17 protein-coding genes are annotated in these 25,991 nt (G+C 40.8%); 9 read left to right on the top strand and 8 right to left on the bottom strand.

Translation table 11 applies throughout. The features are described from left to right. Position 1 precedes the first annotated feature (1 nt). Both DFQ12_RS20455 and DFQ12_RS20450 read right to left on the bottom strand, forming a co-directional pair. On the bottom strand, positions 2-1,084 hold the full coding sequence (locus tag DFQ12_RS20455) for a sensor histidine kinase (protein WP_120260893.1): 1,083 nt from the start codon (positions 1,082-1,084) through the stop codon (positions 2-4). Between the two features lie 289 nt (positions 1,085-1,373). Continuing rightward, a complete protein-coding gene (locus DFQ12_RS20450; RefSeq protein WP_120260892.1) occupies positions 1,374-2,042 on the bottom strand; it encodes a hypothetical protein in 669 nt (222 codons plus the stop codon). 227 nt (positions 2,043-2,269) lie between these two features. Here DFQ12_RS20450 and DFQ12_RS20445 point away from each other — a divergent pair, with 227 nt between their 5' ends. The 7 genes from DFQ12_RS20445 (at position 2,270) to DFQ12_RS20415 (ending at position 13,842) form a co-directional block, all read left to right on the top strand. Then, complete coding sequence (locus DFQ12_RS20445; RefSeq protein WP_120260891.1) at positions 2,270-3,442, top strand: FecR family protein; 1,173 nt, start codon at positions 2,270-2,272, stop codon at positions 3,440-3,442. A gap of 226 nt (positions 3,443-3,668) precedes the next feature. Continuing rightward, positions 3,669-7,061 (top strand): SusC/RagA family TonB-linked outer membrane protein, encoded by a 3,393-nt coding sequence (locus DFQ12_RS20440; RefSeq protein ID WP_167457320.1) that lies wholly within the window; start codon positions 3,669-3,671, stop codon positions 7,059-7,061. 20 nt (positions 7,062-7,081) lie between these two features. Then, complete coding sequence (locus DFQ12_RS20435) at positions 7,082-8,737, top strand: RagB/SusD family nutrient uptake outer membrane protein (RefSeq protein ID WP_120260889.1); 1,656 nt, start codon at positions 7,082-7,084, stop codon at positions 8,735-8,737. A 54-nt stretch (positions 8,738-8,791) separates the two neighbouring features. Then, positions 8,792-10,315: a sulfatase family protein gene (locus tag DFQ12_RS20430; protein WP_120260888.1), complete on the top strand. Its 1,524-nt coding sequence runs from the start codon at positions 8,792-8,794 to the stop codon at positions 10,313-10,315. Further along, positions 10,312-11,802, top strand: a complete 1,491-nt coding sequence (locus DFQ12_RS20425) for an arylsulfatase (RefSeq protein ID WP_120260887.1) — start codon at positions 10,312-10,314, stop codon at positions 11,800-11,802. Before DFQ12_RS20430 ends, DFQ12_RS20425 begins: the two co-directional genes overlap by 4 nt. A gap of 208 nt (positions 11,803-12,010) precedes the next feature. Further along, a complete protein-coding gene (locus tag DFQ12_RS20420; RefSeq protein ID WP_120260886.1) occupies positions 12,011-12,604 on the top strand; it encodes an RNA polymerase sigma factor in 594 nt (197 codons plus the stop codon). A 647-nt stretch (positions 12,605-13,251) separates the two neighbouring features. Next, a complete protein-coding gene (locus DFQ12_RS20415) occupies positions 13,252-13,842 on the top strand; it encodes a riboflavin synthase (protein ID WP_120260885.1) in 591 nt (196 codons plus the stop codon). Between the two features lie 139 nt (positions 13,843-13,981). Here DFQ12_RS20415 and DFQ12_RS20410 read toward each other — a convergent pair whose 3' ends face one another. Together DFQ12_RS20410 and DFQ12_RS20405 are read right to left on the bottom strand one after the other, a co-directional pair. Then, on the bottom strand, positions 13,982-15,781 hold the full coding sequence (locus tag DFQ12_RS20410; protein ID WP_120260884.1) for a chloride channel protein: 1,800 nt from the start codon (positions 15,779-15,781) through the stop codon (positions 13,982-13,984). A gap of 6 nt (positions 15,782-15,787) precedes the next feature. Next, complete coding sequence (locus DFQ12_RS20405) at positions 15,788-16,726, bottom strand: hydrogen peroxide-inducible genes activator (protein WP_120260883.1); 939 nt, start codon at positions 16,724-16,726, stop codon at positions 15,788-15,790. 227 nt (positions 16,727-16,953) lie between these two features. Between DFQ12_RS20405 and DFQ12_RS20400 the strand changes: the two genes are divergently transcribed. Beyond that, a complete protein-coding gene (locus tag DFQ12_RS20400) occupies positions 16,954-19,116 on the top strand; it encodes a S46 family peptidase (RefSeq protein WP_120260882.1) in 2,163 nt (720 codons plus the stop codon). Between the two features lie 97 nt (positions 19,117-19,213). Here DFQ12_RS20400 and DFQ12_RS20395 read toward each other — a convergent pair whose 3' ends face one another. Further along, positions 19,214-20,386, bottom strand: a complete 1,173-nt coding sequence (locus DFQ12_RS20395; protein WP_120260881.1) for a MalY/PatB family protein — start codon at positions 20,384-20,386, stop codon at positions 19,214-19,216. 264 nt (positions 20,387-20,650) lie between these two features. Here DFQ12_RS20395 and DFQ12_RS20390 point away from each other — a divergent pair, with 264 nt between their 5' ends. Beyond that, positions 20,651-21,046, top strand: a complete 396-nt coding sequence (locus tag DFQ12_RS20390) for a diacylglycerol kinase family protein (RefSeq protein ID WP_120260880.1) — start codon at positions 20,651-20,653, stop codon at positions 21,044-21,046. Here DFQ12_RS20390 and DFQ12_RS20385 read toward each other — a convergent pair. From DFQ12_RS20385 to DFQ12_RS20370, 3 genes are all read right to left on the bottom strand, one after another. Beyond that, complete coding sequence (locus tag DFQ12_RS20385) at positions 21,026-21,493, bottom strand: hypothetical protein (protein ID WP_120260879.1); 468 nt, start codon at positions 21,491-21,493, stop codon at positions 21,026-21,028. The two genes, DFQ12_RS20390 and DFQ12_RS20385, sit on opposite strands and share 21 nt — an antisense overlap. Before the next feature lie 660 nt (positions 21,494-22,153). Further along, positions 22,154-23,887 carry a thiamine pyrophosphate-dependent enzyme gene (locus DFQ12_RS20375; RefSeq protein ID WP_244211804.1) on the bottom strand — a complete coding sequence of 578 codons (1,734 nt, stop codon included), beginning with the start codon at positions 23,885-23,887 and terminating at the stop codon, positions 22,154-22,156. Between the two features lie 258 nt (positions 23,888-24,145). Then, complete coding sequence (locus DFQ12_RS20370; protein WP_120260877.1) at positions 24,146-25,927, bottom strand: DUF4091 domain-containing protein; 1,782 nt, start codon at positions 25,925-25,927, stop codon at positions 24,146-24,148. Positions 25,928-25,991 lie beyond the last annotated feature (64 nt).

The raw sequence follows: 25,991 nt of genomic DNA, 5'->3' as shown, positions 1-25,991 counted from the left end.
ATTACGTTCCCATCGGAATACTTAAAAACACCTTATACCTATCGTCGAAATCATCAATTTGCAAATTATAGCTATTCGGATACAAAATTTCTAATCGTTTTTGGATATTACTCAATCCGAGACCACCATATGCAGCAGCCTGTATTTTTCTTTTCTTCGGATTAACACAGGTAAAACAAATGCGTTCAGCCTGAATTGAAAACGCAATCTGCACATGCTGCCCTCCCTCCATCGCCTGATGTGCACTATGTTTAACAACATTTTCAACAAAAGGAATAAATAGAAATGGTGGAACATGCAGCTGTTCCATCTGTTGGTCAATAGTAAAATCGACGACAAATTTATCCCTGCGAATGTCCTCCATAAAGAGAATATTTTTTAAGACAGCAATTTCTTTCCCTAACTCGATCGAATCCCCCTTTGACAGATAAAGTTGATTTCTGAGTACATCACTTAATTTAAGCAGTACCTTGGAAGCCAATTTAGGGTTTTCATCAATCAAGAAATTGATATTATTGAGTGTATTAAACAAAAAATGGGGATTAATTTGGCTTTTAAGCTGCTCCAATTGAATCGTCAGTGTATTATTCTCAAATTCTTTGAATCGAATGAGGTTAACAATCCACACCTTAAACAGCTTCATGCTACTGACTGCTGCTATAAATATGGTCAATAAAATAACGATGATCAAATAATCTTCCCAATCCAGATAGGATCGATCCGGCTTTTGGATAAACCGCAATTCCTGCCGCTCCAAATACATCAACACTAAAAAAATAAGCGTATAAACGACAAGAAGACTCCCCGCATAAGCTAAAAACCGACTTCTCAGTACAAATGCAGGGATTAGGATATAATGATTGATGTAAAAAAGACTCAACAAAATTGTAATGGACAGCAAAGTCTCGAAAAGACGCCACAGGCTACTCGTAGGATCGACTTCCGCCTTCTTGCTTGGCAAAAAATGAATACCAACAATCACACCGATCAACAAACAATGGCGAATCCAACGATATTTTTTATCGACAACAAAATCTATAAAAAGACTATTTTCGTAACCGATGATTACCTGTGAATTTTTCATGTTAGCGATCTGTCAAAAGAGATGAATTCAACACAATCCACAACCAACTTAACTGCATACCATCTTCCATAAACCATTTTCTAGCATCTTGACTATTTCCCTTTGCACCAACACCCTTAAAGTATTTATATTCAAACAAACTAATAAAACCCTATTAAACTGACCATTAACTACAAAAAAAACAACACTATAATCAAGACGAAAAAGCAGCTAATAAGGCTATACTGCAATTGTATGAAAGGTTTAAAAATAGCCATATCTATTAACATTTCAAACTAATTCGGACCAGTTAGTATTTAAATTTTACCCAGTCACCATCAACAAGCTCCAAGTCAAGGATTGCATCCATTGAGGAGTTTTTACAGATAAATAATGACATGCTGGGCCGCTCATTGACAATTCTTAAATCCTTGTCTGGAATTCTTGCATTAATCTGTTCTAGCCGCTCAGGTTGTGCTGGATTAAACATTGAAACAACTTGAAACACCTGTCCTTTTCCCTCCCAAGTATAACGATACATACGTGTATAGGTCGAACGAGCAACAGAATCCACCTTAATCGGATCACCAAAACCTGCATTAAGATCCTTATACAAATTATTCAATTCAACACCTGTAAGTTCAGCCTGGGCATTGACCAGCTTAAATTTTCGATCTTTTCCTACGATGGCATTCACCTGATTAAAATTCACCTTATCAAATTTAGCAACGATGTCTTTGCTGGAAAATTTCTTCACTTCAAACGTCGACCAACCGTTCCCGAGGTCATAGACTTCAACAAATTGTTTTTTACTATCAATGTCATGATTAGATTTTTGTGTTGCTGACTGATAGAAAAGCTCAGCATCCCTACTAAAATCAAGATCTTTTAGATCCAAAATTTCCTGCTGGTAGCTGGGGCCATCTGTTGAACATGCCCCCATAATGAGGGTCAAACCAATTATTAAACTTTTGATCATTAGAAATCTGAATTTTACTAATCTTTCTATCATTGGAGTTTTGAATCTTTCCCAAAGGTGCGAATATTCCTAAAAATTAAAAAGCGACAACAAACATTCGCAGATACAGAACTCATATTTAACTATTTGCAGACAAAATCTATCCTATTCGAACAGTTAATACAAATTTTTTATTTTTTTACTAAGATTTCCTCTCCATGCTACGTATCTATCTAAAATTATAAACCATGAGGCTAACAGAAGATATCAAGCAACTGATTGTAAAATGCATAAAAGGCAATTTATCGCCTGTGGAAAAAAATGCGTTGTCCTCCTGGTTAGCCGAATCCCCTGCGCATGGCATTTATCTTGATGATCTGTTGCAAAAAGAAGATCTTGTACGGGATTTGAGACAGCGGATCTCACTGGAGGAATCAGATGCTACAGATTGGTCTGAACGCCTCAAAACAAAAACCCTGGCAACGATCCATGCACAAGAGAAACCTGTTCGTATCAACAGGATCAGGCGACTTATGCCTTATGCTGCGGCTCTATTTTGTGTTGTTCTTGCGGGTTTAATCTATCAATTTATTTGGAAGCCTTCGGCCCTCAATGCCAATAGAATCGTCCTACATGATGTCGAATTACCGAATAATCATACTGAAATACGGCTTTCGAACGGAAAAGTAATCCAACTGGACAATGAAAAAGGTGCATTGGTCACATCTGGCGGCTTGAAATATGCCGATGGTAGTCTTATTCAATCGACAGTTCCCAATACAGATTTGATTGCGACCGTCAATACACCAGCTGGCAGCATACTCCAAATTACCCTGGCAGATGGGTCTCAGGTTACTCTTAATGCAAAGACCTCATTCAAATACCCCCTACAATTCGCAAAAGACCAGAGACTTGTGGAAGTGGATGGAGAAGCCTACTTTAAAATCGCCAAAAATAAAAAAGTGCCCTTCCGTGTAAAGTCCAATGGTCAATTGATTGAAGTAACAGGTACCGAATTTAATGTAAACACCTATTCAAAACAAAAAAGCAGTACGACCCTTGTCGAAGGTTCGATCAATTTATCAGCCAATGGACAGCAAATACAGCTCAAACCCAATCAACAGGCCACCCTGTCATCGGGACGCCTTTCACAAAAAAGCGTAGACCCACACAATTACATTGCCTGGATTGACAATAAATTCTATTTCAATGAGACAGACCTCCATACCGCCCTACAGACGATTGGTCAATGGTATGATCTCCAGATTATTTATAAAAATAACATCAAAGAGACCTATTTATACGGTGAAATTCAGCGGACAAAAAGTTTGTCCGCAGTATTGGAAATTTTAAAAAGAAGTAATATCCAGTTTGAATTGATCCAGGAAGATGGCGTCCGTAAGCTCATCGTATCCAATTAACCCATTATATAACCAAAAACTAAATTATACAGATGAAAAAGCCAACTTAACGAAGCTAATCAGAGCCGCTAAAAAAAAGCCGAATAATGCTTCCAACATTAATCGGCCAATACATTAGCGATCTCCATTTTTGACCGATTCACTCAATCAGTTTACAAACAGATTATATCCCTAATTCAACAAATTTATGAATTTTAAATTTCTTGTTCATAGAAAACCTATAGCTATGGACATACCCAAACAATGGAAGACCAAAATGAAGCTTAGCGCCTTTTTTACGCTTGCATGTGTTGTCAAACTCTCAGCAGCTGGATACGCACAATCTATTACCATAGATGCAAACAAAACATCGCTTATACAGGTTCTGCGAACCATCCAAAAGCAGAGCGGTATTCCCTTTCTGTTAAATGGTAAGGAACTCGCCGAAATAAAAATTGAGGGGCATGTAAAGAATATGCCTTTAGAAAAAGCGATGTCAGTACTATTGAAAGACAAACCCATTAGTTGGAGTTTCAAAGACAATATGCTTGTCGTCACCGCAGTAAAAGCAAATAACTCAGCTGTCATTACTCCAACAAACTATGCGTTTATGTTGCAGACAAGGACCGTAAAGGGAAATGTCCATGACAGCCAAGGGCAGCCAATCTCTGGGGCAACAATTACTCTCAAAGGAACAAGCAAAGCAACCACAACAGATGCCAGCGGAAATTTCCAGCTGGATGTCAATGATCGCAATGCCATACTTGTTGTTAAGATGATTGGATTTCAGCAGAAAGAAATCCCCTTAAATACACAAATCTATCTTGATGTTACGCTTAATCAACAGATTGACGCCTTGGAAGAGGTGGTGATCGTGGGCTATGGTGCTACGAAAAAGAAGGAATTGATCGGTTCGGTCTCGCAGATTGATGGTAAGCAGCTTGCCAAACGAACGGTTCCACAACTTGCGCAGGCACTAACGGGACAAATGCCTGGTGTGACAGTGATCCAACGTTCTGGGCAACCCGGTGCGGCCAACAATAGCATACAGATCAGAGGTGTGGGCTCTTTCGGTGCCACCACCGATGCATTTATACTGGTCGACGGTATTCCAACCAGCTCATTCAATGATATCGACCCCAATGATGTCGCCTCCATCTCTGTTTTGAAAGATGCCTCATCAGCAGCAATATATGGTGCCAGAGCCGCCAATGGCGTTATTTTGGTCACCACAAAAACAGGTTCAACAGCCGGAAAATTAGCCGTTAATTATAGCGGATACTTTGGCATTCAAAAACCAACAGCCTTTCCCGAGTTTGTCAACTCCTGGGAATATGCCAGCCTGCTCAATGAAACCACAAATGGTGGCGGTGGTTATACCGAAGAAGAAATTCAAAAATTTAAGGACGGATCTGATCCTGACAATTACCCCAATAGCGATTATATCGGTAGTACATTTAAATCACAGGCAGCCCAGACTGGACATAACCTGAATATTTCCAATACAACCGAAAAAATACAGTATACCCTATCTGCCGGGTTCCTCAATCAGAAAGGTATTGTCATTAAAAACAACTTTAATAAATACAATGTTCGACTCAATCTGATTTCCAAGCTGAGTGATAAACTTAAATTAACGACAAGGGTATCGGCGATACAGACCGACACCGATGAACCCGCTGCACCAGCAACGCTTGATTTTTCGCGAATGACAGATATTATCTCCCAGGTTATCCGCTATCCCGCAACATTTCCGATCCGTATGAGCAATGGCGACTGGGGAGCTGGAAATAATCTAAAGGGAACACCCGTATCTTTTCTTGAAAGCGAATCATTTTACAAAGAGAAAGTATCCGATATCTCCGGAAATGCACGTTTCGACTGGAATCCAATTTCTGATCTGACACTCTCGGCAATTGGTGGTTATACCCAAACCAATGGTCGTTCCAAGTTGTTTCGTGCAGCACAGCGCATTAATAGCTCCATTACACTTGCTCCTTCTACACTAGAACAGAGCGCCCCTTATACGACATATAAAACTTTTCAGGCATTAGCCGATTATACCAAATCATTCAACGACCATTCCGTTAAAATCCTTGCCGGTTATTCCTTTGAAAAAGGTTACAGTGAAGGACTGTCGGCTTCTCGTCAAAACTTCCCGAGCAATGAGCTTACAGAATTAAATATTGGTTCACCAGATGGACAACTTAACTCGGGCTCGGCATCCGAATGGGCATTAGAATCGCTCTTTGGTCGGGTTCAGTACAATTACGCAAAAAAATACCTCCTAGAAGGGGTGATTCGATACGATGGTTCATCCCGCTTTCCTACAAGTAAACGGTATGCTATTTTCCCTTCACTTGCTGCAGGTTGGCTAATCAGTGAAGAAGCTTTTATAAAAGATAAGTTTGACTGGATTACTGAGTTGAAATTAAAAGGTTCCTATGGTGTTTTAGGTAATCAGAATATTGTCGAGAATCTTACCTCAAGAGTAGTGTCAAATTATCCCTACCAAAACATCTTAAATACGGGTTACAATTATCCCTTCGGAAATAGTATATCGCCTGGGGTCGCCCGTGTGACGATTGTAGATCCAAACTTACGCTGGGAATCAACCCGAACTGCTGATGCCGGACTCGAAATCGCATTATTTAAAAATCTACTGACCTTTAGCAGCACCTATTACAATCGTTTTACTTATGATATTTTAGTCAGCCCCAGCTCTAGCATTTCAAAGGTATTAGGCTTTGATGTTGGTATACAAAACTCTGGAAAACTTAGAAATACTGGCTGGGAATTTACCTTAGGCCATCAACATAAGGTCAATGAGTTCTCCTATAATGTCAATCTAAACTTCTCCACGGTCAAGAATAAAGTCGTCGATTTGGGTATTGGCAATATCAACCAGTCCAATGGCATGATTGGTAATGGATCCGATTTGTTTATCGGCTATCCGATACAGGCTTATTACGGCTATCAGACTGACGGTTTATTTGTTGATGCTGCTGATGTGGCATCTTGGGCAGATCAAAAAAGTATTAATCCACAATCACAACCTGGCGATATCCGGTACAAGGATATCAGTGGACCGGACGGTATCCCTGATGGTAAGGTGGATGCAACTTACGACCGAACGGTTATTGGATCCCGTATTCCCAAATATACCTATGGAATGAATCTTGGATTTAATTACAAAGGTTTTGACCTTGGTCTCCTACTCCAGGGTGTAAGTGGTGTGCAGGGTTTGTTAAATAACTACGCTGGATTTGCATTAACTCAGAATGGCAATATTCAGCGTTGGCAAGCCGATGGCCGATGGACTACCGCAAATCCAGATCGAAATGCCATATACCCACGATTCGAACAGCTACCAAGTACCGGAACACCAAATACGCTCTTATCAGACTATTGGCTGCTTGATGCGAGCTACTTGCGTTTAAAAAATATACAGTTGGGATATGCTATCCCAAAACAACTGGTTTCCAAATGGAAATTGTCAGGTTTACGCATCTATGCCAATGCTGAGAATCTATTTACAAGTAGCAATTATAGAAAAGGTTGGGATCCGGAGATCAATTCAAGTGGGGCATACTACCCCATTATGCGCAATTTCACGTTCGGCGTAAATCTTAGTTTTTAAATCAACTCAATAACCATAACATGAAACGTATAACCTATAAAAATATAAAACTGATCCTTTGTATATTTTTAGCTTCCAGTCTAACCATGAGCTGCAAAAAACAATTGGATACAAATCCGCTGGATAAATTTGCTAATGACACATTCTGGAGCAGCGAGACTAATGCAAGAATTGCAATCACAGGCCTTTACAAAGGCGAAATCCAAATGAATAGTTTAGCCGAGTTTAGTCCCTCAGACTGGTGGTCCTACCATGGTTTGCTCTACCTAGAGTTTGCCTCCGACAACGCCTATGACCGACGCGGAGATAATTCAGCATTCAATAAATTGTCTGATGGTACACTCACCAGTAATATTGGTATATTATCCAACTATTGGACGCTCTCCTACAAACGGATTGCCCGTGCAAATTTCTTTTTAGAGAATGTGGACAAAACGCCTGTTTCACCTGAGCTTTTGGCCCGCTTTAGGGCTGAAGCACGTTTTATTCGCGCCTGTCAATACTTCTACCTATCACAGTATTGGGGGGATGCCCCATTGGTGACCAAAACATTAACAGCTGACGAAGCCAATCATGTTATCAAAAATAAAAAGCAGGAATTGGTTGCCTTTGTCGAACGCGAGTTGCAGGAAGCCGCAAATGACCTTCCAAGCTATGGTAAATTACCCGCAGCAGAACGGGGTCGCGCGACAAAACAAGCCGCTTATGCATTTCTGGGGCGGCTACAATTAGCCGAAAAATCTTACGCAGCAGCAATTAAGACCTACGAAAATATCATCAATGCCAATGAAAATAGTATTGATCCCAACTATACAAGTCTTTTTGATGGCAGTAATGAATCCAGCAAAGAAATCATTTTTGCCACACAATACCTTGTAGACCTTGCCGGAAATGGTATGTTTCAACATAACTTTCCAGCAATAGCCGGTGGCTGGCATCTCCATTGTCCTTTGGGAAGCTTAGTGGAGAGCTATACCTTTACGGATGGAACAGCCTTTTCCTATACTGATCCCAGATATAATTCACAGAATATCACCCAAAATCGGGATCCGAGATTAGGATTTACAATCATCAGCAACGGGGACCGTTTCAAAAATCTCCGGTATATCTCGCATCCAGACTCAACCCTGTCCATTGACCAGCTCACAACCACCAAGCAAGCAACACGCACGGGTTATGGTCTTCGTAAATTTAACGCTGAAAATTTTAGCGGCAATTTACAGAATTCCGGAACAGATCTTCCTATTATTCGCTATGCCGAGGTGCTATTGAGCTACCTAGAGGCCAAACTCGAAAATGGTGATCCCCTGACAGCTGAGCTAATGGATAAAACCATCAATGCAGTCCGCCGACGTAGCAGTGTCAATATGCCTCCTATCGCTGTCGCAAACGTGACTATAGTCCGGGCAGCATTACGCAATGAAAGACGTGTGGAACTAGCCTTAGAAGGTATCCGCTATTGGGATCTTTTGCGTTGGGATACAGCAAAAGATGTTTTAAATGGTGATTTCTATGGCGCCGCATTTCCCGATGCCAAAAATATCCGCGTGAAAGCAGGTAGTAGCAGAGACAGTTATAGCCGTTGGTATGTAACCAAAAAGTCCTTCAGAGCAGGCCAGGATAATCACTGGCCAATTCCCCAAAGTGAAATTGATATCAATCCAAATTTAAAATAGTATATTGGGTGTCGTCAACAAAAAGACGACACCCTATCAACGTATTTGCACAATATGAAAAAGACCCTATCTCTTACGATCCTACTTTCTTCGAGTCTGGCGATGACACTTCCCCTGACTTCATTTGCACAAAAACTGAATAAACCGAACGTTATCTATATCTATGCGGATGATCTTGGTTTTGGTGATTTAAGCAGCTATGGAGCCCAACAGATTGAAACTCCAAACTTGGATAAATTGTCGCACAGCGGTACGCGCTTTACCAATGCACATAGTACCTCCGCAACCTGTACGCCATCTCGCTTTGCTTTGATGACCGGTACCTATCCATGGCGCCAGACGGGTACAGGCATCCTGCCCGGAGATGCCAAGCTGATTGTACCAACAGACAAAATCACACTGCCCAAAGTATTCAAAAATGCAGGCTACGCTACAGCAATTGTCGGTAAATGGCATATGGGACTTGGCAGCGAGGTCAAAAAAGACTGGAATGCAGCCATCAAACCCGGACCTAACGATGTTGGTTTTGATTACTCATTTATCTTCCCTGCAACGGCCGATCGTGTTCCGACCGTTTTCTTAGAAAATGATCGGGTTGTCGCCGCTGAAGCAAACGATCCCATCCTTGTCGATTATGAGAAGAAAATAGGCAACGATCCTACGGGCAAAGAGCATCCCGAATTACTCAAAATGCAATCCTCTCCCGGCCAAGGGCACAACCAGACTATTGTCAATGGCATCGGACGGATTGGCTACATGAGCGGCGGCACACGTGCACGCTGGGTAGACGAAGAAGTTTCCACAACCTTTCTACATAAAGCACAAGATTTCATTTCACAACATCAGGATAAGCCATTCTTCCTCTACTTCTGTTTAACGGAACCCCACGTGCCACGTATGCCCGCCACACAATTCAGAGGTAAAAGTAAGCTCGGTTACCGTGGAGATGCTATTCTTCAATTGGATTGGACAGTCGGACAGATTCAACAGCAATTGCAGCTACTCGGCATGGACAAGAACACCATTATCATTTTCAGTAGCGACAACGGTCCGGTATTGGATGATGGCTATGTAGATGGTGCTGTTGCCCAGCTTAATGGACATCAGCCCGCAGGACCGCTCAGAGGTGGTAAATATAGCATCTTTGAGGGAGGGACACGTGTACCTTTTATCGTCAGCGGACAAGGGGTGGCCAAAGGTAAGGTATCCAATGCATTGATCAGTCAAATGGATCTGTTGGCAACAAGTGCACAGCTTGTAGGTGTAAAATTAAAAGCTGATGAAGCAAAAGATAGCAAGGCCTTATTGAAAACCTTAACCGGCGAAGATCCCAAAGGACGTAGCACCATGATCCAACATGCACAAACCTTGGCTATTGTCAAAGACAACTGGAAATATATTGCGCCAAGCAACGGTACCGCTTATATGAAATTGACGGATACAGAAACAGGAAATCTTCCGGAAGATCAATTGTACGACCTCAAAAATGATATCGGAGAAAAAAACAACGTTGCTGCTAAATATCCTGAAAAAGTGAATGAGTTGAAACAGTTGTTGGAAGGAGAACGCAAAAAATGAAAAAAGGAATAGGTCTTACCCTCATCCTACTGGGATGGGGGATGCTTTTTGCACAACAAAAGCAAGCAGCTAAAAAGCTGCCCAATATCATCTTTTTTTATGCGGATGACTTGGGCTATGCCGAGACGGAACCTTACGGACAACAGCTGATCAAAACCCCCAATCTGCAAAAGTTGGCGCAAGAGGGACTTCGTTTTATCAACCATTATACCAGTACACCAGTCTGTGCCCCAGCGCGCTGCATGTTATTAACAGGTAAACATGGTGGTCAGTCCTATATCCGGGGCAATTATGAATTGGGCGGGTTTGCCGATAGCCTCGAAGGTGGGCAAATGCCCCTACCCGAGGGAACCTACACCATGGCTCACCTATTTAAAAAAGCAGGTTATCATACTGGGGCCATCGGAAAATGGGGACTCGGCATGCAAAATACAACCGGAAGCCCAAACAAACAGGGATTTGACTACTTCTTTGGTTACCTCGACCAAAAGCAGGCCCACAATTACTATCCAAGCCATCTCTGGGAAAACGAGCAAAAATATCCACTCCAAAACAAAGAAAAGTTTGTGCATATTCCACTCGACTCCACCAAAGCAACAGCCAAAGATTTTGAACAATTCAGTGGCAAACAATATGCCCCTGAAATTATGACGGAAAAGGCATTGGCATTTATTGATAAGAACCGAAACAGTCCTTTCTTCCTCTATCTTCCGTACACCCTACCCCATCTTTCTCTACAGGTACCCCAGGAATATGTGAATCGGTATAAAGATCTTTTCCATGACCATCCTTACTATGGGCAGGATGGCTACACGGCCACGCCTTATCCAAGAGCTACTTATGCAGGCATGATCACTTATCTGGATGATCAAGTGGGCCTGATCATGAAACATATTAAATCCCTGGGTCTGGACGACAATACCATTATCTTGTTTTCCAGCGACAATGGCACGGGTTTCAACGGTGGTATAGATTATCGCTTTTTTAAGAGCGTCGATTCACTTAGAGGGTTAAAAATGGATGTGTTTGAAGGGGGAATTAAAGTTCCATTGATCGTCCGCTGGCCCAAAACAATCAAAGCAAACACCGAGACAGCTGTCATCTCAGCACAATATGATCTGATGGCTACCTTTGGACAGTTGGTCCAACAGGATCCCGGTAATACCAATGGACTGTCCCTGCTGCCAACCTGGTTGGGACAAAAGAACCAGAAAAAACACCAATACCTTTACTTTGAATACCCCGAAAAAGGTGGTCAGGTAGCCATACGTGAGGGAAAATGGAAAGCAATTAAACTGGATTTAAAAAATAATCCAAAAGCAAAATGGCAATTGTATGATCTAGAAACGGATCCCTGGGAGCAAAAGGATATTGCAAACAAACATCCCGAATTGCTCCGTCATTTTGATGAAATTATCCGCACTGAACACCGTCCTGCACACATAAAAGAATGGGAAATCATAGACAGTAAGCTGGTAAAAAAATAAATTTCTCCGGATCTCATTTATTCTCCGTTAAAAAACTTGGGTTGTCATGTTTGAAAACACGACAACCCAAGTTTTTTTATGTAACTTCGTTGTTAGTATCTATGTTGGGAGGCTGCCCGTAAATATCCTATTGAACAACAACAAAGGCCACGATATCGGTCATTATGTCCATCTTAGGGCAATGAAAGAAAAATATTGATAACCAAACATGCTTCAACTAGAGTCGCATATTAACGCATTAAAAGAGGGGAATGAAAGCGCATTGTGCTTTTTCATGGACCATTTTGGCCATGCGCTACGTTATTTTGCCTTTTCCTATCTACGCAGCAAAACCGATGCTGAAGAAATTGTGTCGGATATCTTTGTCAAGCTCTGGAATCACAGACAGAAAGTGGACAATTACGATAGCCTCAAAGCATTTTTGTATATCGCCACAAAGAATGCCTGTATCGATATGAAAAGATCGGCCCGATTTAAAATGCAGACCGAAGAATTGGATATCCTTCAGAATTTATCCCTACCCGAGGACGATATTCTGAAAAAAATATTTAGAACAGAGCTAACAGAATTATTACTGGCCGAAATCAATAAACTACCAAAACAGCAGGCTAAAATATGTAAAATGAGTTTTTTGGAGGATTTAGATACTGAAGAAATCTGCAAGATACTAGATACTACCCCATCAAATGTCTATTATGCGCGGTCCAAGGCACTCCTCGCTTTAAAAGAACGCTTCAGATCCAAAAATTTCGAATACCTTCTGCTAATCTCAATGTCCGCTTTACATATTTTCAAAAGCTAAAAAAATCAATCGGTTCCGATAACAGCATATCGTATAGCGATACAGAAAAAATAAAAGCTTCATGCTTTCACAAGCAGCAACAGCTATCAAAACCTACCGAAGATTCTTTCAGGCAAATAAACCCAAGGTAGCAAGCTCATCGATACCTTAATTAAAAAATACGAATCAATAAAAAAACAGACAATTCAGGAAAAAGGAAATGATTGGGCGGAATGAAAATATAATCAACTGTAAAACAGCATATTATTGTAAAATAAAAAAAGCTTAGCATTTGGTCGGGCGACCTGCTAAGCTTTTATAAATACCTCTTTGTAAGAGGCAATCAACCTAAACCTATGACAAAGATAATGCTTCAAATGATATAAACAAAAATTTTGTAATATTTTTTTTCAACTCCCATAAATTTGTTTTGGCATAGCCACGACAAAAGGAATAGTAAGTGTACTATATACACACAATCTTTTTGCTATTTTCAAAAGCTCTTTTTTTAGCATACTATATCAAAGCAGATTCTATTACAGTATTTATCCCTTCCATGAATTATATTTACCATAAATTATTCTGTCATTCATGCGTCGATTTTGTTGGTAAAAACCATGTTTCCTTTGATTATTTAGTAACTTTGATTGAATCAAAAATTTTAGTTCATGTTTACCGGAATCATAGAAACCTTAGGAAAAATCGAGCGTATTGAACACGAAAAAAGCAACATTCATTTTTATGTGAGCTCCCCCATCTCCAATGAATTTAAAATAGATCAGAGCGTAAGCCACAATGGTGTATGTCTGACCGTTGTTGGGCTGGATGATCAGGTGCACAAAGTAACGGCGATTGATGAGACCTTACAGAAAACGAATCTAGCACAGTTGAAAGTTGGAGACCTGGTTAATATCGAACGCTGTACCTTAGCCGGTGGAAGATTTGATGGGCATATTGTCCAAGGACATGTCGATCAGACCGCAACCTGTATACAGAAAACCGATGAAAATGGTAGTTTTATTTTTACCTTTCAATACGATCCTTCCAAACAGAATATTACAGTAGAAAAGGGATCCATTACCGTTAATGGTATTAGTCTGACAGTGGTGGATTCTCGCGATGACCGGTTTTCTGTCGCAATCATTCCTTATACACTCGAACATACCAATCTTCAACAGGTTGAAGTAGGTACGACAATCAACCTTGAATTTGATATTATTGGAAAATACGTGACAAAAATTATGGCCATGCGTGGCTAATTCAGTCCAAACTATACTTACATGGATTTTACCACCTTTAAGTCCATGTAAGTATCTGGTCAATAAACGATTTCCCACCAACCATCTATCCGAGAACATGATGTTACTCCAGATTATGTTTACACCAATCCTGATCTGTTTACTCTAGATAATGTCCCTGACGGATAAGTAATGCGCGATATTTATTAAAAACGCTGGACTTGGACACAAATCCCATATATTTATTTTCATCCCCAAGTACCGGTAATATCCAAGTGTCATCTTTGTTCATCTTGGCCATTACAATTTCCATGTTCTCGTTGATCCCCACGGTATCGTTTGGTTTCTGTGCCAATTTTTCAAATGGAGTCTCTCCCCCTTCGACCTCCCCTAACAGCACCGAAAATAAAAATTCGCTATAGAGAAGCCCTATAAATTTACCTTCATAACTCACCACCGGAAAGATATTACGTTTACTGTGGATAATATCCGACTGCCTACTTTTTGGCGTTTCATCGGGTCTCAAAATCACAAAATTGGTTTCCAGAACATACTTAATCCGCATCATGCTCAAGACAGAGCGGTCCTTATCTTCGTAAGAAATGAGATCGCCTGATTCGGCTAATACTTTTGTATAGATCGAATGCTTCAATACCGCGCGGTTAATCAAATAGGAAAGTGAACAGACCAACATCAGGGGTACCATTAAGGTATAACCTCCTGTGACTTCTGCAATTAAGAAGATACCCGTCAACGGTGCATGCATAATACCACTCAGCGCGCCTGCCATACCCGCAACTACAAAATTTGGGACGTTAAGCTCCGCAATTCCGGTCAGATTGACCCCATAGGAAAAGGCAAAGCCCAATAGACCGCCCATCACCAGACTCGGTCCAAATACCCCGCCGTTTCCGCCTCCATTCAACGTAAATAGTGCAGCAAAAGATTTACCAAATAAGGTCAAAATGGTATAACCCAACACCACCAATCCCATATCTTTATAATCAGAAAACAAGCTGTTTTTTACAATTGAGTTAAATTGTCCATTGAGAATCTGCTGGATCGTAATATACCCTTCACCATAAAGTGCTGGAAATACGAAAATCATAATCCCTAAGGATATTCCGCTTACCCATACTTTATTATAGGGATTCTTTATTTTAGCAAACCATTTTCCTACCGAACTGGATACACGGGCAAAATAGATAGTATACAGCCCAATCAATACCGCCAATAACAAATAAAACAACAAGGCAGAAACCTGCCAATCCGAATTGAACGTACTAAATAGCGGTTCACTGTACAAAAGCCGCGATACAACGGACGCCAGGGCCGAAGAAATCAAAAGTGGAATAAAAACCGGAATGGAAAATTCCGGCAGCAATATCTCAATCGCAAAGATCATTCCCGCCAAAGGGCTATTAAATGCGCCCGAAATTCCTGCCGCCGCGCCACAGGCCAAAAGCATGGTGACTTCTTTATATTGCAGACCAAAAAAACGGGCAATATTGGAACCAATCGACGATCCTCCCAATGCCACGGGAGCCTCCAATCCACAGGAACCTCCAAATCCAACCGTAATCGCCGAAGTGACGACCTGCGAATAGATATTACTTGGGTCCAATCGGCTTCCCTTTCGGCTGATGGCATAGATAATCGGGGTGATACCGTGCTCCATCTTCTTTCCTTTCAGAAATTTCCGAACAAAAAACACACTCAGTAAGATCCCGATCAACGGGAAAATTAAATAAACCGAATATTTAACCTTCCAATCAATATCATCCTGGATCGTCGCCGCAATAAAATGCGTTAGTCTTTTTAATACAGACGCCATCAGACCACCAACAATTCCAACTAAAAACGCCAGGAGAATAATAAAGTTTCTGTTCGAAACTTTTTTCATTCGCCATTGATTGATCTGATCTATCTTCTTAAAAAAACGTACACTGAGATTTGCCATGTCTTCTTATTGAAAGCTCAACACTTCCTTTTTCTTTTTTGTTTTAAATTTATCGGGTACAACCGCTAATATTTCCTTTTCCAATGCCTGAATTGCATGTCGTTTGACATAATTTTGTGTCGTGACCAACGATATTTCGCGGACTGGTTCCGGTGATTTGAAATAACGGATCTTATCCAACTGCTCATCCACATAATCTGAAATCGAAAGCTCCGGCAAGATTGTGATACCATCATTGATATCCACCATTCTTTTGAGTGTTTCAACACTACCGGTATTATACTCAAAACGTCCGGAAAGATCTTGATTATGCTTATGATGACAAATATTAAGTACCTGTCCACGCATACAATGTCCTTCATTGAGCAACCAGAGCTTATCATCGGCAATATCGTCTCCACTCAGCACTTTCTTGGAAAACAAGGGACTATTTTCAGATATATAAGCGACAAAATTTTCATAAAACAGAGGAGACTCCAGTATACCCTGATCATTTAAGGGAGTCGATAGCACACCGCAATCCAAAAGCCCAACCTTCAGCTCATGCACAATACGTTCGGTAGTATATTCCCAGATCTGCAATTGCAATTTTGGATACTTCTCCATAAACGTTATCAATACCTTAGGCAATAAGTAGGGCGCGATTGTCGGGATAACACCGATTTTTAGCGTCCCCTCGATTTCCCCCTTCTTGTCCTGTACAATTTCATTGATCTTACGGCTTTCTGTCAGTACCGATCTTGCTTGAAGTATAATCTTCTCCCCAATTTCAGTAGGCACAACAGGCTGGCGGCTCCGGTCAAAGATTTTAGCCCCCAAAGACTCTTCCAGTTTCTGGATCTGCATACTTAAGGTCGGCTGTGTCACAAAACACTTTTCGGCTGCGGCAACAAAACTACGATAGGTATCAACAGCAATGATATATTCCAATTGGATTAAGGTCATGTTAAAATCTTTAAAGCGCAAAATTACGAATACTCCTGCAAAACGATGGCAAATACACAATATTTTAAGGCTCGACCATTGCTTCCCCGATCATATTATACAATAAATACCTTGCCAAAAAGCGAGAATTAGCCAGCTATTATGACAATTGTTGATCGAAAAGTCGAATTCATCAAAAAGCTTTTCTTAAATTTGGAGATTTATAACAGTTGATATTAAAAAATCCCATGAAGTTTATACATCATACGACAATTGCACTAGCACTATTATTATCCGCAACGAACATCCCATACGCTAATGCGAACCCAGACGAAGGGATGTACCCCTTGAGCGAATTAAATAGAGCGGGTTTAAAGAAAGCCGGATTAAAGATCAGTGAGAAGGATATCTACAATCCCGGCCAAGTTGGATTAGTGGATGCCCTAGTTCAAGTCAGTGGATGTACAGGATCATTCGTCTCCAACCGTGGTCTGATTATTACCAACCATCACTGTGCCTTTTCTGCAGTTCAGTTGGCCAGTACCGCCATCAACAATTATCTTAAAAATGGCTTTGTCGCGCAAAATCAGGAACAAGAGATTGAAGCAAAAGGATTGAAGATCAGAATTACAGATTCATACGAAGATGTGTCTGTTAAAATATTAAATTCCGTAGCCAATATCAGTGACCCTGTCGAGCGCATCAATACCATTAAAAGAAAACAGGAAGAACTTGTTAAACAGGCTGAAAAAGAAGACCCTACGATCAAAGCTGAAGTATCCGAAATGTTCATTGGCAAAAGCTATGTCCTATTTCGCTACAAAACAATCGAAGATGTGCGTCTTGTTTATATTCCACGTCAAAATATTGGTGAATTTGGTGGCGAGACTGACAACTGGGTATGGCCACGTCATACGGGCGACTATTCCTTCCTTCGGGCCTATGTAGGTAAAGATGGAAAATCAGCTCCCTATTCAAAAGATAATGTGCCCTACCAACCAAAAAAGCACCTGAAAGTCAACCCAAATGGTGTAAAAGAAAATGATTTCACCTTTATCCTAGGCTATCCAGGGAAGACATTCAGACATCGTCCGGCACAATATATCAAATACCAACAAGACTATTTATTGCCTTACGTTTCCAATTTGTATGATTTCCAGAACAAACAAATGGAGGAAGCTGGGAAAGACAATACGGATATTGCACTCTCTTTGGCGACACGGATCAAACGCAACGCGAATGTGCTTAAAAACTACCGTGGTAAGCTCAAAGGCTTGCGCGGCATAGATCTCCTGTCAACAAAAAAGCAGGAAGATGAGGCGCTTGCAGCATTTATCCTGAGTAAACCCGAACTTAAAGGTAAATATGGCAATCTATTAAACGATATTGCCGCTTACTATCAAGTCAGTGATCAAGATGCCTTAAAAGAGCTTTGGATCAACAATATTTATAACAGTACCAGCTTACTGAAAGTTGCCCGCGATCTCAATACCTTAAAAGTAGCAATGGGTAAAGAGCGCTCTTCACATGCCGCAAAACAGTTATTCGACTATAATGTCGAACAGCTTAAAAAAAGTATTCAAGAAACTTACGAAAGCTACAACAAACAGGCAGACCAACGTATTTTCGGAAGGATGCTTGCCGATGCAGCTGCTTTCCAAGGTAAAAATCAACTTGAATCAATTCAGAAACTCCAATTGAATGGGGAAACAGCCAATACCTATGCTACACAGCTCATCAATAGCAGTAAATTGGCAGATCAAAATTATATTTTAAATACAGTTTTGGCGAATGCAAACGCATTAAGCCAATTTGATGATAAACTATTAAGTTTTCAAAATGAGCTGGACAATGATATTGTCATCTTCGCCGCTGAGCAGAAAAGACGTGAAGGTGTGTTGAATAAACTGATGGGTGACTATGTCGCTGTCAAGGAAATCTTTCAGGCCAAAAACTTTATTCCTGATGCTAACTCCACCTTGCGTTTGACTTATGGACATATTAAAGGTTATGCTCCTGCAGACGCTACCTATATGAAACCATTCACAACCATTGAAGGTATTATTCAGAAAGGGAATCTTGGTCTATCCGATTTCGACTATCCGCAAGAAATCAAGACGGCGTATCTCAATAAGAACTTTGGCCCCTATTTAAAGAAAGACCTGGGCTCTGTTCCTGTCAATATATTGTATGATATGGACACCACAGGGGGCAACTCAGGTTCGCCGATCATGAATGCAAATGGTGAGTTGATCGGTGTAAACTTTGACCGTGCCTATGATGCTACAATCAACGATTTTGCATGGAACGAAAGCTATAGCCGCTCCATCGGTGTGGATATCCGTTATGTACTTTGGGTCGCTGATAAGATTGATAATGCTCATTTTATTTTAAAGGAAATGGGTATCTAATCGCTACCAAAAGCATTTTATACATTAAAAAGCACCTGAACGGTTTGGTTCAGGTGCTTTTTTATATTGGAGTAAATCAATAATGTTAAATAATTCGTTATTCTTTTGGCAAATTCAGCAACACCTGTTTCAACCTCGCTAACCCCTCTTGTAAAATAGACCTCGAACAGGCGATATTCAACCGGATAAAAGAATCACTTCCCTTACCGTACATGGCACCGACATTGACCTGCAGATGGGCCTCTTTCAATAGTATTTGTCCTAGTTTTCGGCTGGAAATATTTAATGCAGTACAATCTACCCAAACCAAATAGGTACCCTCAAGCGGAATAATTTTTAAAGCCGGCAGATGCTCCGCCATATAGCTTTTTAAATAAATATAATTATTATAAATATAGGCTAGCGCTTGTTGCAGCCAATCCTCCCCCTGTTGATAGGCGGCTATTAAACCCGTGATCGCAAAAGGACTGATACTCGCAATCTCATTGACAAGAAAAGCATCCTGCACCTTCTTATTTAAAATAGGATCGGCGACGATGACCGCAGCGACTTGCAATCCTGCAAGATTAAAGGTTTTGCTTGGGGCAATACAAGTGATTGTATTCGCTAAAAAGGCTTGATTGATCGTTCCAAAAGGAATATGCTGATGCCCTTCAAAAACCAAATCACAATGGATTTCATCCGAAATAACAAGAACATTGTGCTTTAGACAGATCTCCCCCAAGCGTTCAAGCTCGGCTTTTGTCCAGACCCGACCCGCTGGGTTATGTGGGCTGCAGAGGATAAAGAGCTTTACCTTCGGATCACTCGCCTTAGTTTCAAAATCTACAAAATCAATTACATATTGCCCATCTTTATACAATAGGTCGTTGGAAACCACCTCGCAGCCATTACGTTCGATCGATGAAAAAAAGCAATGGTATACAGGTTCTTGGATCAGTACTTTATCCCCCGTTTCTGTTAATGCTGCAACAATTGCCGACAAGGCCGGCACCACACCTAAAACCGGAAGTATCCACTCGCGCTGCAAATGAAAACCATGTTTACGATTAGACCAGTCCGATACCGCTTCATAAAAAGCATTCGGCACTTTTGCATAGCCATAAATGCCATGTTGAACACGTGTGGTCAACGCGTCGATAATCTCTTTGGATGCAGGGAAATCCATATCAGCAACCCAGAGTGGAATTAAATCGGCGTAGTCCTGTTGATTCCATTTTACCGAATCAGTCCCCCTACGGTCGATTATTTTATCAAAATTGTAGATCATAAAGCAATTTACTCAAAAATACTACGCATTTCCAATAATACTTTTGGTAAAAATCAGCGACAAAAATGAAAAAAATACAGACTAAAATCCGCTGCCCTTAAAGTTCTATCAGAGCAGCAGCTATTTGCGATAATCGCCATTAGTTAAAGTACAAGTCACAATACGCAGGACAGGCTACAATGAGGGTTCTAGCCTAAACAAAAATTAAGGCCAGTCAAAAACGAAGGGAAAGGTTATATTTACATAAAATATAGCAGATTGACTATGGCCCGAAGCAACTTTTCATGGAAAGATAGAATCCGAAGTTTTAGCTATGCCTTTAACGGGTTAAAAATCGTTTGGCAAGAAGAACACAATTTCAGGATACATCTCATTGCCGCAGTTGTAGCAATCGTATTGTCGTACCTCCTCAGAATAAGCCCTTATGAGTGGCTAGCCATTATTTTTTCCATTGGTTTTGTTCTTGTCAGTGAATTGCTGAACACGGCATTAGAACATCTCGCTGATTTTGTCTGTCAAGAAAGAAATCCCAACATCAAAAGGATCAAAGATGTTGCTGCAGCAGCGGTCATGCTGAGCAGTATCACAGCGTTACTAATCGGACTGATTATATTTATCCCGAAACTCCTGCTATGGTGCTCATTGGCTCAGCTTTTCTAGGACAAATTTTTCATCATAAGCCAATTTATCGGATGCAACAAAAGACATCTTCCCTCCTTTTTCTTCCATATCCCCAAAACCTTCAACTGCCCGGTTTTTGGAGAATTTAAAAGCCACCTGCCGAACGGATTGCTGCCCTTCGGAAGCAAAGGTATAGTCTGCCAACAAGATACCGTCTTTGAGGATACCGTCAATATGCCCAACATTTCGATCTTTTTCTTTCCAGTTGTAGTTGAGGTCACCATGCACTCTATCGCCATCAATGGCAATTATTAACGAAATTGTATCACCATTTTTGAGGTATTGATAGGTTCCATTTTCAGCAATTGCTGCGGCAACGCTTGTGGTATCCGATCCCATTTGTGCTTGGTCATCTTTCTTTTTGTCCTTCTGCTGACAAGCGGTAGCAAAAATCAGTAGTGACAATCCAATATTGAGTATTTTCATGTGAATATTTAATTTTTCTTAAATACGTGGCAGCAACTGAAAAAATCAGCGCCTTGGGGAATTTATTGATGAGCTAATCGCAGCTTATGAACAATAGATTCCGCCTTCCCTGTTTATTAATATAAATAGCAATCAAAACAAGATATTGTTTTAAATAACTAACATTTAATATTTTGGAATTCAGAAAACAAAAATTACAGCAATATTGTTTATAAGTTACAGTCCGATAAAAGATTAAAAATAAACAATTTAGTAACAATAAAATTATTCACAGCTTATTGTAAAGCTAATTTTTATTAGTAAATTGTACATTATAAAATTCAGAAATTCTTAACCAATATTAGTATGAAAGATGTAAGCTTTAAGAAATTTGATAGTGGGTGTACATCCCTCACTAAATTATCCATTGAAACAGATTTGGCTATTATTGTTAAAGAGAATGTTTCTATTTCTTCGGAATCGAAAATAGAAAAACTTCGACGCTGTAAAGAGGAATTATTGAAGAGCCTTTGGTTCGTTCAACGCCAATGTTGATCAGTAATTCACTTAATGCAATCAATAGTCCGAATACCCTATTTTTTTCCTAGACAAAAAGCCTCCCCAACTATTTTATATTGGAGAGGCTTTTTTTAGCATGGTAATACAAGTTGACTACGCGTATCAAAGCGATTTCAAGTGTTTATAATTTGACTTAATAGTGTCCCATACTTCTTCAAAGTTACCCGATAGCATCAATTTAGCCATACTTTCGGTCATTCCCTTCATTTGGCTAAATGATATTTTGGGTGGCATGGCTAAGGCATTGGGGCTGGTATAGATATCGATAAGTACCGGCTCGTCAGTTAGACTAAATGCTTCATCCAAGATACCGTCGACCTCTTCTGGTTGCGTCACCGTAAAAGCACGAATCCCCATCGCCTGTGCCACCATCGCAAAATCTGGATTGACCATATTAGTTTCCTGATCTTTTAAACCGGCAACCTGCATTTCCAATTTGACCATTCCGAGTGAACGGTTATTAAACACAATCAGTTTGATTGGCAAATTATACTGCTTTATCGTAGCCAGATCCCCCAGTAACATCGAAAGCCCGCCATCACCACAGAAGGCTATGATCTGTCTTTCGGGATGTGTCAATGCTGCTCCAATCGCCATCGGCATCGCATTTGCCATAGATCCATGATTAAATGAGCCGAGCATTTTGCGATCTCGTCGCTGATTGATATAACGTGCTCCCCATACACAGGACATGCCCGTATCTACTAAAAAAATAGCATCATCGCTCGCCTTTTGGTCAATCGTATGGGCCACAAACTCCGGTTGAATAGCACATTCACTGCCTGAATCTTCGACATAGATCATCAGATCTTCTTTTACTTTCTCGTAGGCCGCCAATTGTTTTTCGAGAAAACTTGAATCAGTTCTCGCCTCCACAAAGGGTAAAACAGCTTTCAATGTATGCTCAATATCCCCCACCAAGCCATAGTCTACGATCGACCGTCGACCGAGTTTCTCGCCCTCGATATCGATCTGAACAATCGTTTTATTGGTGGGTATAAAATCCTTGTAAGGAAAATCAGTTCCCAAAAGTAGGATCAGATCCGAATGGTGCATACTCTGAAAGGCCGATGCCGTCCCCAAAAGTCCCGTCATACCGATTTCATTGGGATTATCCCGTTGAATATCCAATTTAGCTTTAAATGAATACCCCACAGGTGCATGGATTTTCTCGGAGAGTTCAACAATTTGTTTCTGCGCATTCCGGGCCCCTACACCACAGAATAAAGTCACTTTATCCGCCTGATTAATATATTGTGCCAAACGCCCGATTTCAAGCTCTGAGGGTCTGATCTGCGGCTGTGTAAAGAATACCTTTGCCGAAGTGTTCATATGGACGGCTTCCATTTCGGAAACATCCCCTGGCAGACCGATAACAGCAACATCCCGTTTTGAGATTGCCTGCTGTAATGCATTCTGAACCATACGTTGCACCTGTTCCGGCCGGGTAATCATCTGATTATAACACGAACAGTCGTCAAATAATTTAATCGGATTAGTCTCTTGAAAGTAGTCTGTACCAAACTCGTAGGTGGCGCAGGTTGAAGCAATCACTAACATCGGAACACGTGTCTTATGTGCCTCATAAACGCCATTGATCAGGTGAACATGGCCCGGCCCACTACTTCCAGCACAGCAGGCGATCCCATGCAGATCCGCTTCGGCGGTCGCCGCAAATGCACCAACCTCTTCATGCCTGACATGTATCCATTGCATGGTTCCATCCTCATGCACTGCCTCATTAAAAAAATTCAAACTATCTCCCGTCACGGCATAAATACGCTTGATTCCCGCATCTTTTAAAATACCAACGATCTGGTGTGCTACATTTTTCATACCCATATGATGATTTAAGATTTTGATATCACGACGATGTGTTGATTACGCTATCGCTTCTTTATAACAACAATATTGCGAAACAATGGTTTTGGGTATTCTACTATTGAAGAAAGTACATACCGATCGATCCCTAGTTTTCAGAACAGAGATGACGATTGCAGGCCACGTTTTGCAAGAAAGACGCTACCTAAAAAAAACAGGCTGCTCCCATCGTATCGAGGAGCAGCCTGTTTTTTCAACGCTATGAAGATTTGATTACTTGACCTTATTGGATAATTCGGTTACAAATGCCTTAGCATCATTGAGATCATCATTCCAGGCAGCATAACGTCTAGATTTTTTTAGTTTGGCAATTTTTGCATTCAGTTTTGCCAAATTCGTTTGATCGTTAGATTTTTCCAACTTTTCTTTCAGTATATTGACTTTGGTAAAATCCTGAATACCTTCCAACATACGCTCATAACGAATCGAGCTACGACCTTGCGGATAAACAATATAAGTGTCTCCAGCTGGCCATGTACGGAATCGTGAATCCTGCAGCGGATTGGCTACCCAGGAATTAAAGGCCCAACGTAGCGCGCCATCAAATCCTGCAGCGAGCGCGTACCATCCCATATAGGTCGATTCTGCCGGATCAGAAAATGTAAACTGGTTCGGAAACTCATCTGAACAGCAAACATAGAATGTAGTAATATACCCTTTTTTACGTCTTTCAATTAAATCATTTTGATCGAAAGGATCGCCTACAGCAACACTGATATCGGTACTTTTTTGATAGCGCTTATAACTTTTATGATTGTCTGCAAAAGCAATTCCAAATTCAGGTACCACACGTTCCAAAAGTTCTACTGCTGGATCCATTTGCTCCTGTGCCCGCTCATCCATCGCGATATTGGTAATTTTCAACCAACCTTTGGCGCTGACATGTTTACTAAAATCCTTTAAGAAAGGTGTCCATAGCTCCTCAAATACTGGCGTTCCGGGTTTTGCGACAACATTGACCAGTTCATTTTTTGCTTCATCAAAATAATGCACTTCATTATTCCATGGCAATAATGAATAACAATTGATCTGTTTGTTAATTCCCAGGTCCATCATAAATTGCACCCACCTGTCAAATACCGCATAGTTATAACTCCAGGATCCGTCTTTTGCTTTCTTCCAGGTGATCATATCCGCATAGGGATCATAGGTCTGTACATTCCAGGCATCCTTATTTAACGTCGCCGTAATGACTTTCTGCCCAGCAGCAGCCAGCTGCTTCATTGTTGGCTTTAAGGCTTCAAAATGCTCATCACTCCACATCTTAACATTGTTGACACGTGCTACGGATGATGGATGTTGCCACTGATCCAAATGGAATGACCATTGTGAAGCTGGGGGTAACACTTGATCTTGAACATTAACAGTCAGATCCAAATTCTGTATCACCTTACCTTTTTGTTTAACAGCAATGACTGTATTATATTGACCTGCCGCTGCTCCAGCAGGTACTTTTACCGTAATCCATACTGGACGGACGCGCTTTGCTTCGAGATTATAGCTTTTGAGATCATCCAGCATATCTGCAGAAAGCGCGGCTTTAAAGTCTTCAGGTTTACGATAACCACATCCCTCCGCAAATTCATCCGTCATCACATAGCGAACAAATCGTGCTTGTACCGCTTCCGCGGAAATAGATTTGCCGGTAGTTGATTTTAACTCACCAGTCGAAACAACAACATCAGAGGCTGCTGCACTAGTCCACAGGAGTATCTGCGCAGATACCTGCTCCCCTTTCCAGGCATCCACCTTGTTATTGGGCTGGATAGCAATGTTGGGATTTAAAGATTTTGGAAAACGTTTATCGATCGACACAAACGATGCGTGCACACCAGGTTTAACATTTGACCAATCAGAAAGCGTATCCCTTGACGGGTCCGCCATTTCAGTAAAGGTCGTTCCCACAGCATAACGCCCCTGAGAAAAACCTTGATTATTGCCGCAAAATAATAGACATGCGAATGCAATAGTAGAATAAATAGTAGTTTTAGGCATAACAGTTGTAATTAACAAAAAAAGCAAACATTTTCTGTTTGCTTTAAAAATACTAAAATTTTAT

Source organism: Sphingobacterium detergens (assembly GCF_003610355.1).
Lineage (GTDB): Bacteria > Bacteroidota > Bacteroidia > Sphingobacteriales > Sphingobacteriaceae > Sphingobacterium > Sphingobacterium detergens.
The sequence above is the reverse complement of the archived record's forward strand: the minus strand, read 5'-3'. Positions and strand labels throughout refer to the sequence as shown.

What these genes read in the sequence shown, in the direction of transcription:
- DFQ12_RS20455 (WP_120260893.1), bottom strand. Translation starts at nt 1,084, where the DNA reads ATGAAAAATTCACAGGTAATCATCGGTTACGAAAATAGTCTTTTTATA.
- DFQ12_RS20450 (WP_120260892.1), bottom strand. Translation starts at nt 2,042, where the DNA reads ATGATCAAAAGTTTAATAATTGGTTTGACCCTCATTATGGGGGCATGT.
- DFQ12_RS20445 (WP_120260891.1), top strand. Translation starts at nt 2,270, where the DNA reads ATGAGGCTAACAGAAGATATCAAGCAACTGATTGTAAAATGCATAAAA.
- DFQ12_RS20440 (WP_167457320.1), top strand. Translation starts at nt 3,669, where the DNA reads ATGGACATACCCAAACAATGGAAGACCAAAATGAAGCTTAGCGCCTTT.
- DFQ12_RS20435 (WP_120260889.1), top strand. Translation starts at nt 7,082, where the DNA reads ATGAAACGTATAACCTATAAAAATATAAAACTGATCCTTTGTATATTT.
- DFQ12_RS20430 (WP_120260888.1), top strand. Translation starts at nt 8,792, where the DNA reads ATGAAAAAGACCCTATCTCTTACGATCCTACTTTCTTCGAGTCTGGCG.
- DFQ12_RS20425 (WP_120260887.1), top strand. Translation starts at nt 10,312, where the DNA reads ATGAAAAAAGGAATAGGTCTTACCCTCATCCTACTGGGATGGGGGATG.
- DFQ12_RS20420 (WP_120260886.1), top strand. Translation starts at nt 12,011, where the DNA reads ATGCTTCAACTAGAGTCGCATATTAACGCATTAAAAGAGGGGAATGAA.
- DFQ12_RS20415 (WP_120260885.1), top strand. Translation starts at nt 13,252, where the DNA reads ATGTTTACCGGAATCATAGAAACCTTAGGAAAAATCGAGCGTATTGAA.
- DFQ12_RS20410 (WP_120260884.1), bottom strand. Translation starts at nt 15,781, where the DNA reads ATGGCAAATCTCAGTGTACGTTTTTTTAAGAAGATAGATCAGATCAAT.
- DFQ12_RS20405 (WP_120260883.1), bottom strand. Translation starts at nt 16,726, where the DNA reads ATGACCTTAATCCAATTGGAATATATCATTGCTGTTGATACCTATCGT.
- DFQ12_RS20400 (WP_120260882.1), top strand. Translation starts at nt 16,954, where the DNA reads ATGAAGTTTATACATCATACGACAATTGCACTAGCACTATTATTATCC.
- DFQ12_RS20395 (WP_120260881.1), bottom strand. Translation starts at nt 20,386, where the DNA reads ATGATCTACAATTTTGATAAAATAATCGACCGTAGGGGGACTGATTCG.
- DFQ12_RS20390 (WP_120260880.1), top strand. Translation starts at nt 20,651, where the DNA reads ATGGCCCGAAGCAACTTTTCATGGAAAGATAGAATCCGAAGTTTTAGC.
- DFQ12_RS20385 (WP_120260879.1), bottom strand. Translation starts at nt 21,493, where the DNA reads ATGAAAATACTCAATATTGGATTGTCACTACTGATTTTTGCTACCGCT.
- DFQ12_RS20375 (WP_244211804.1), bottom strand. Translation starts at nt 23,887, where the DNA reads ATGAAAAATGTAGCACACCAGATCGTTGGTATTTTAAAAGATGCGGGA.
- DFQ12_RS20370 (WP_120260877.1), bottom strand. Translation starts at nt 25,927, where the DNA reads ATGCCTAAAACTACTATTTATTCTACTATTGCATTCGCATGTCTATTA.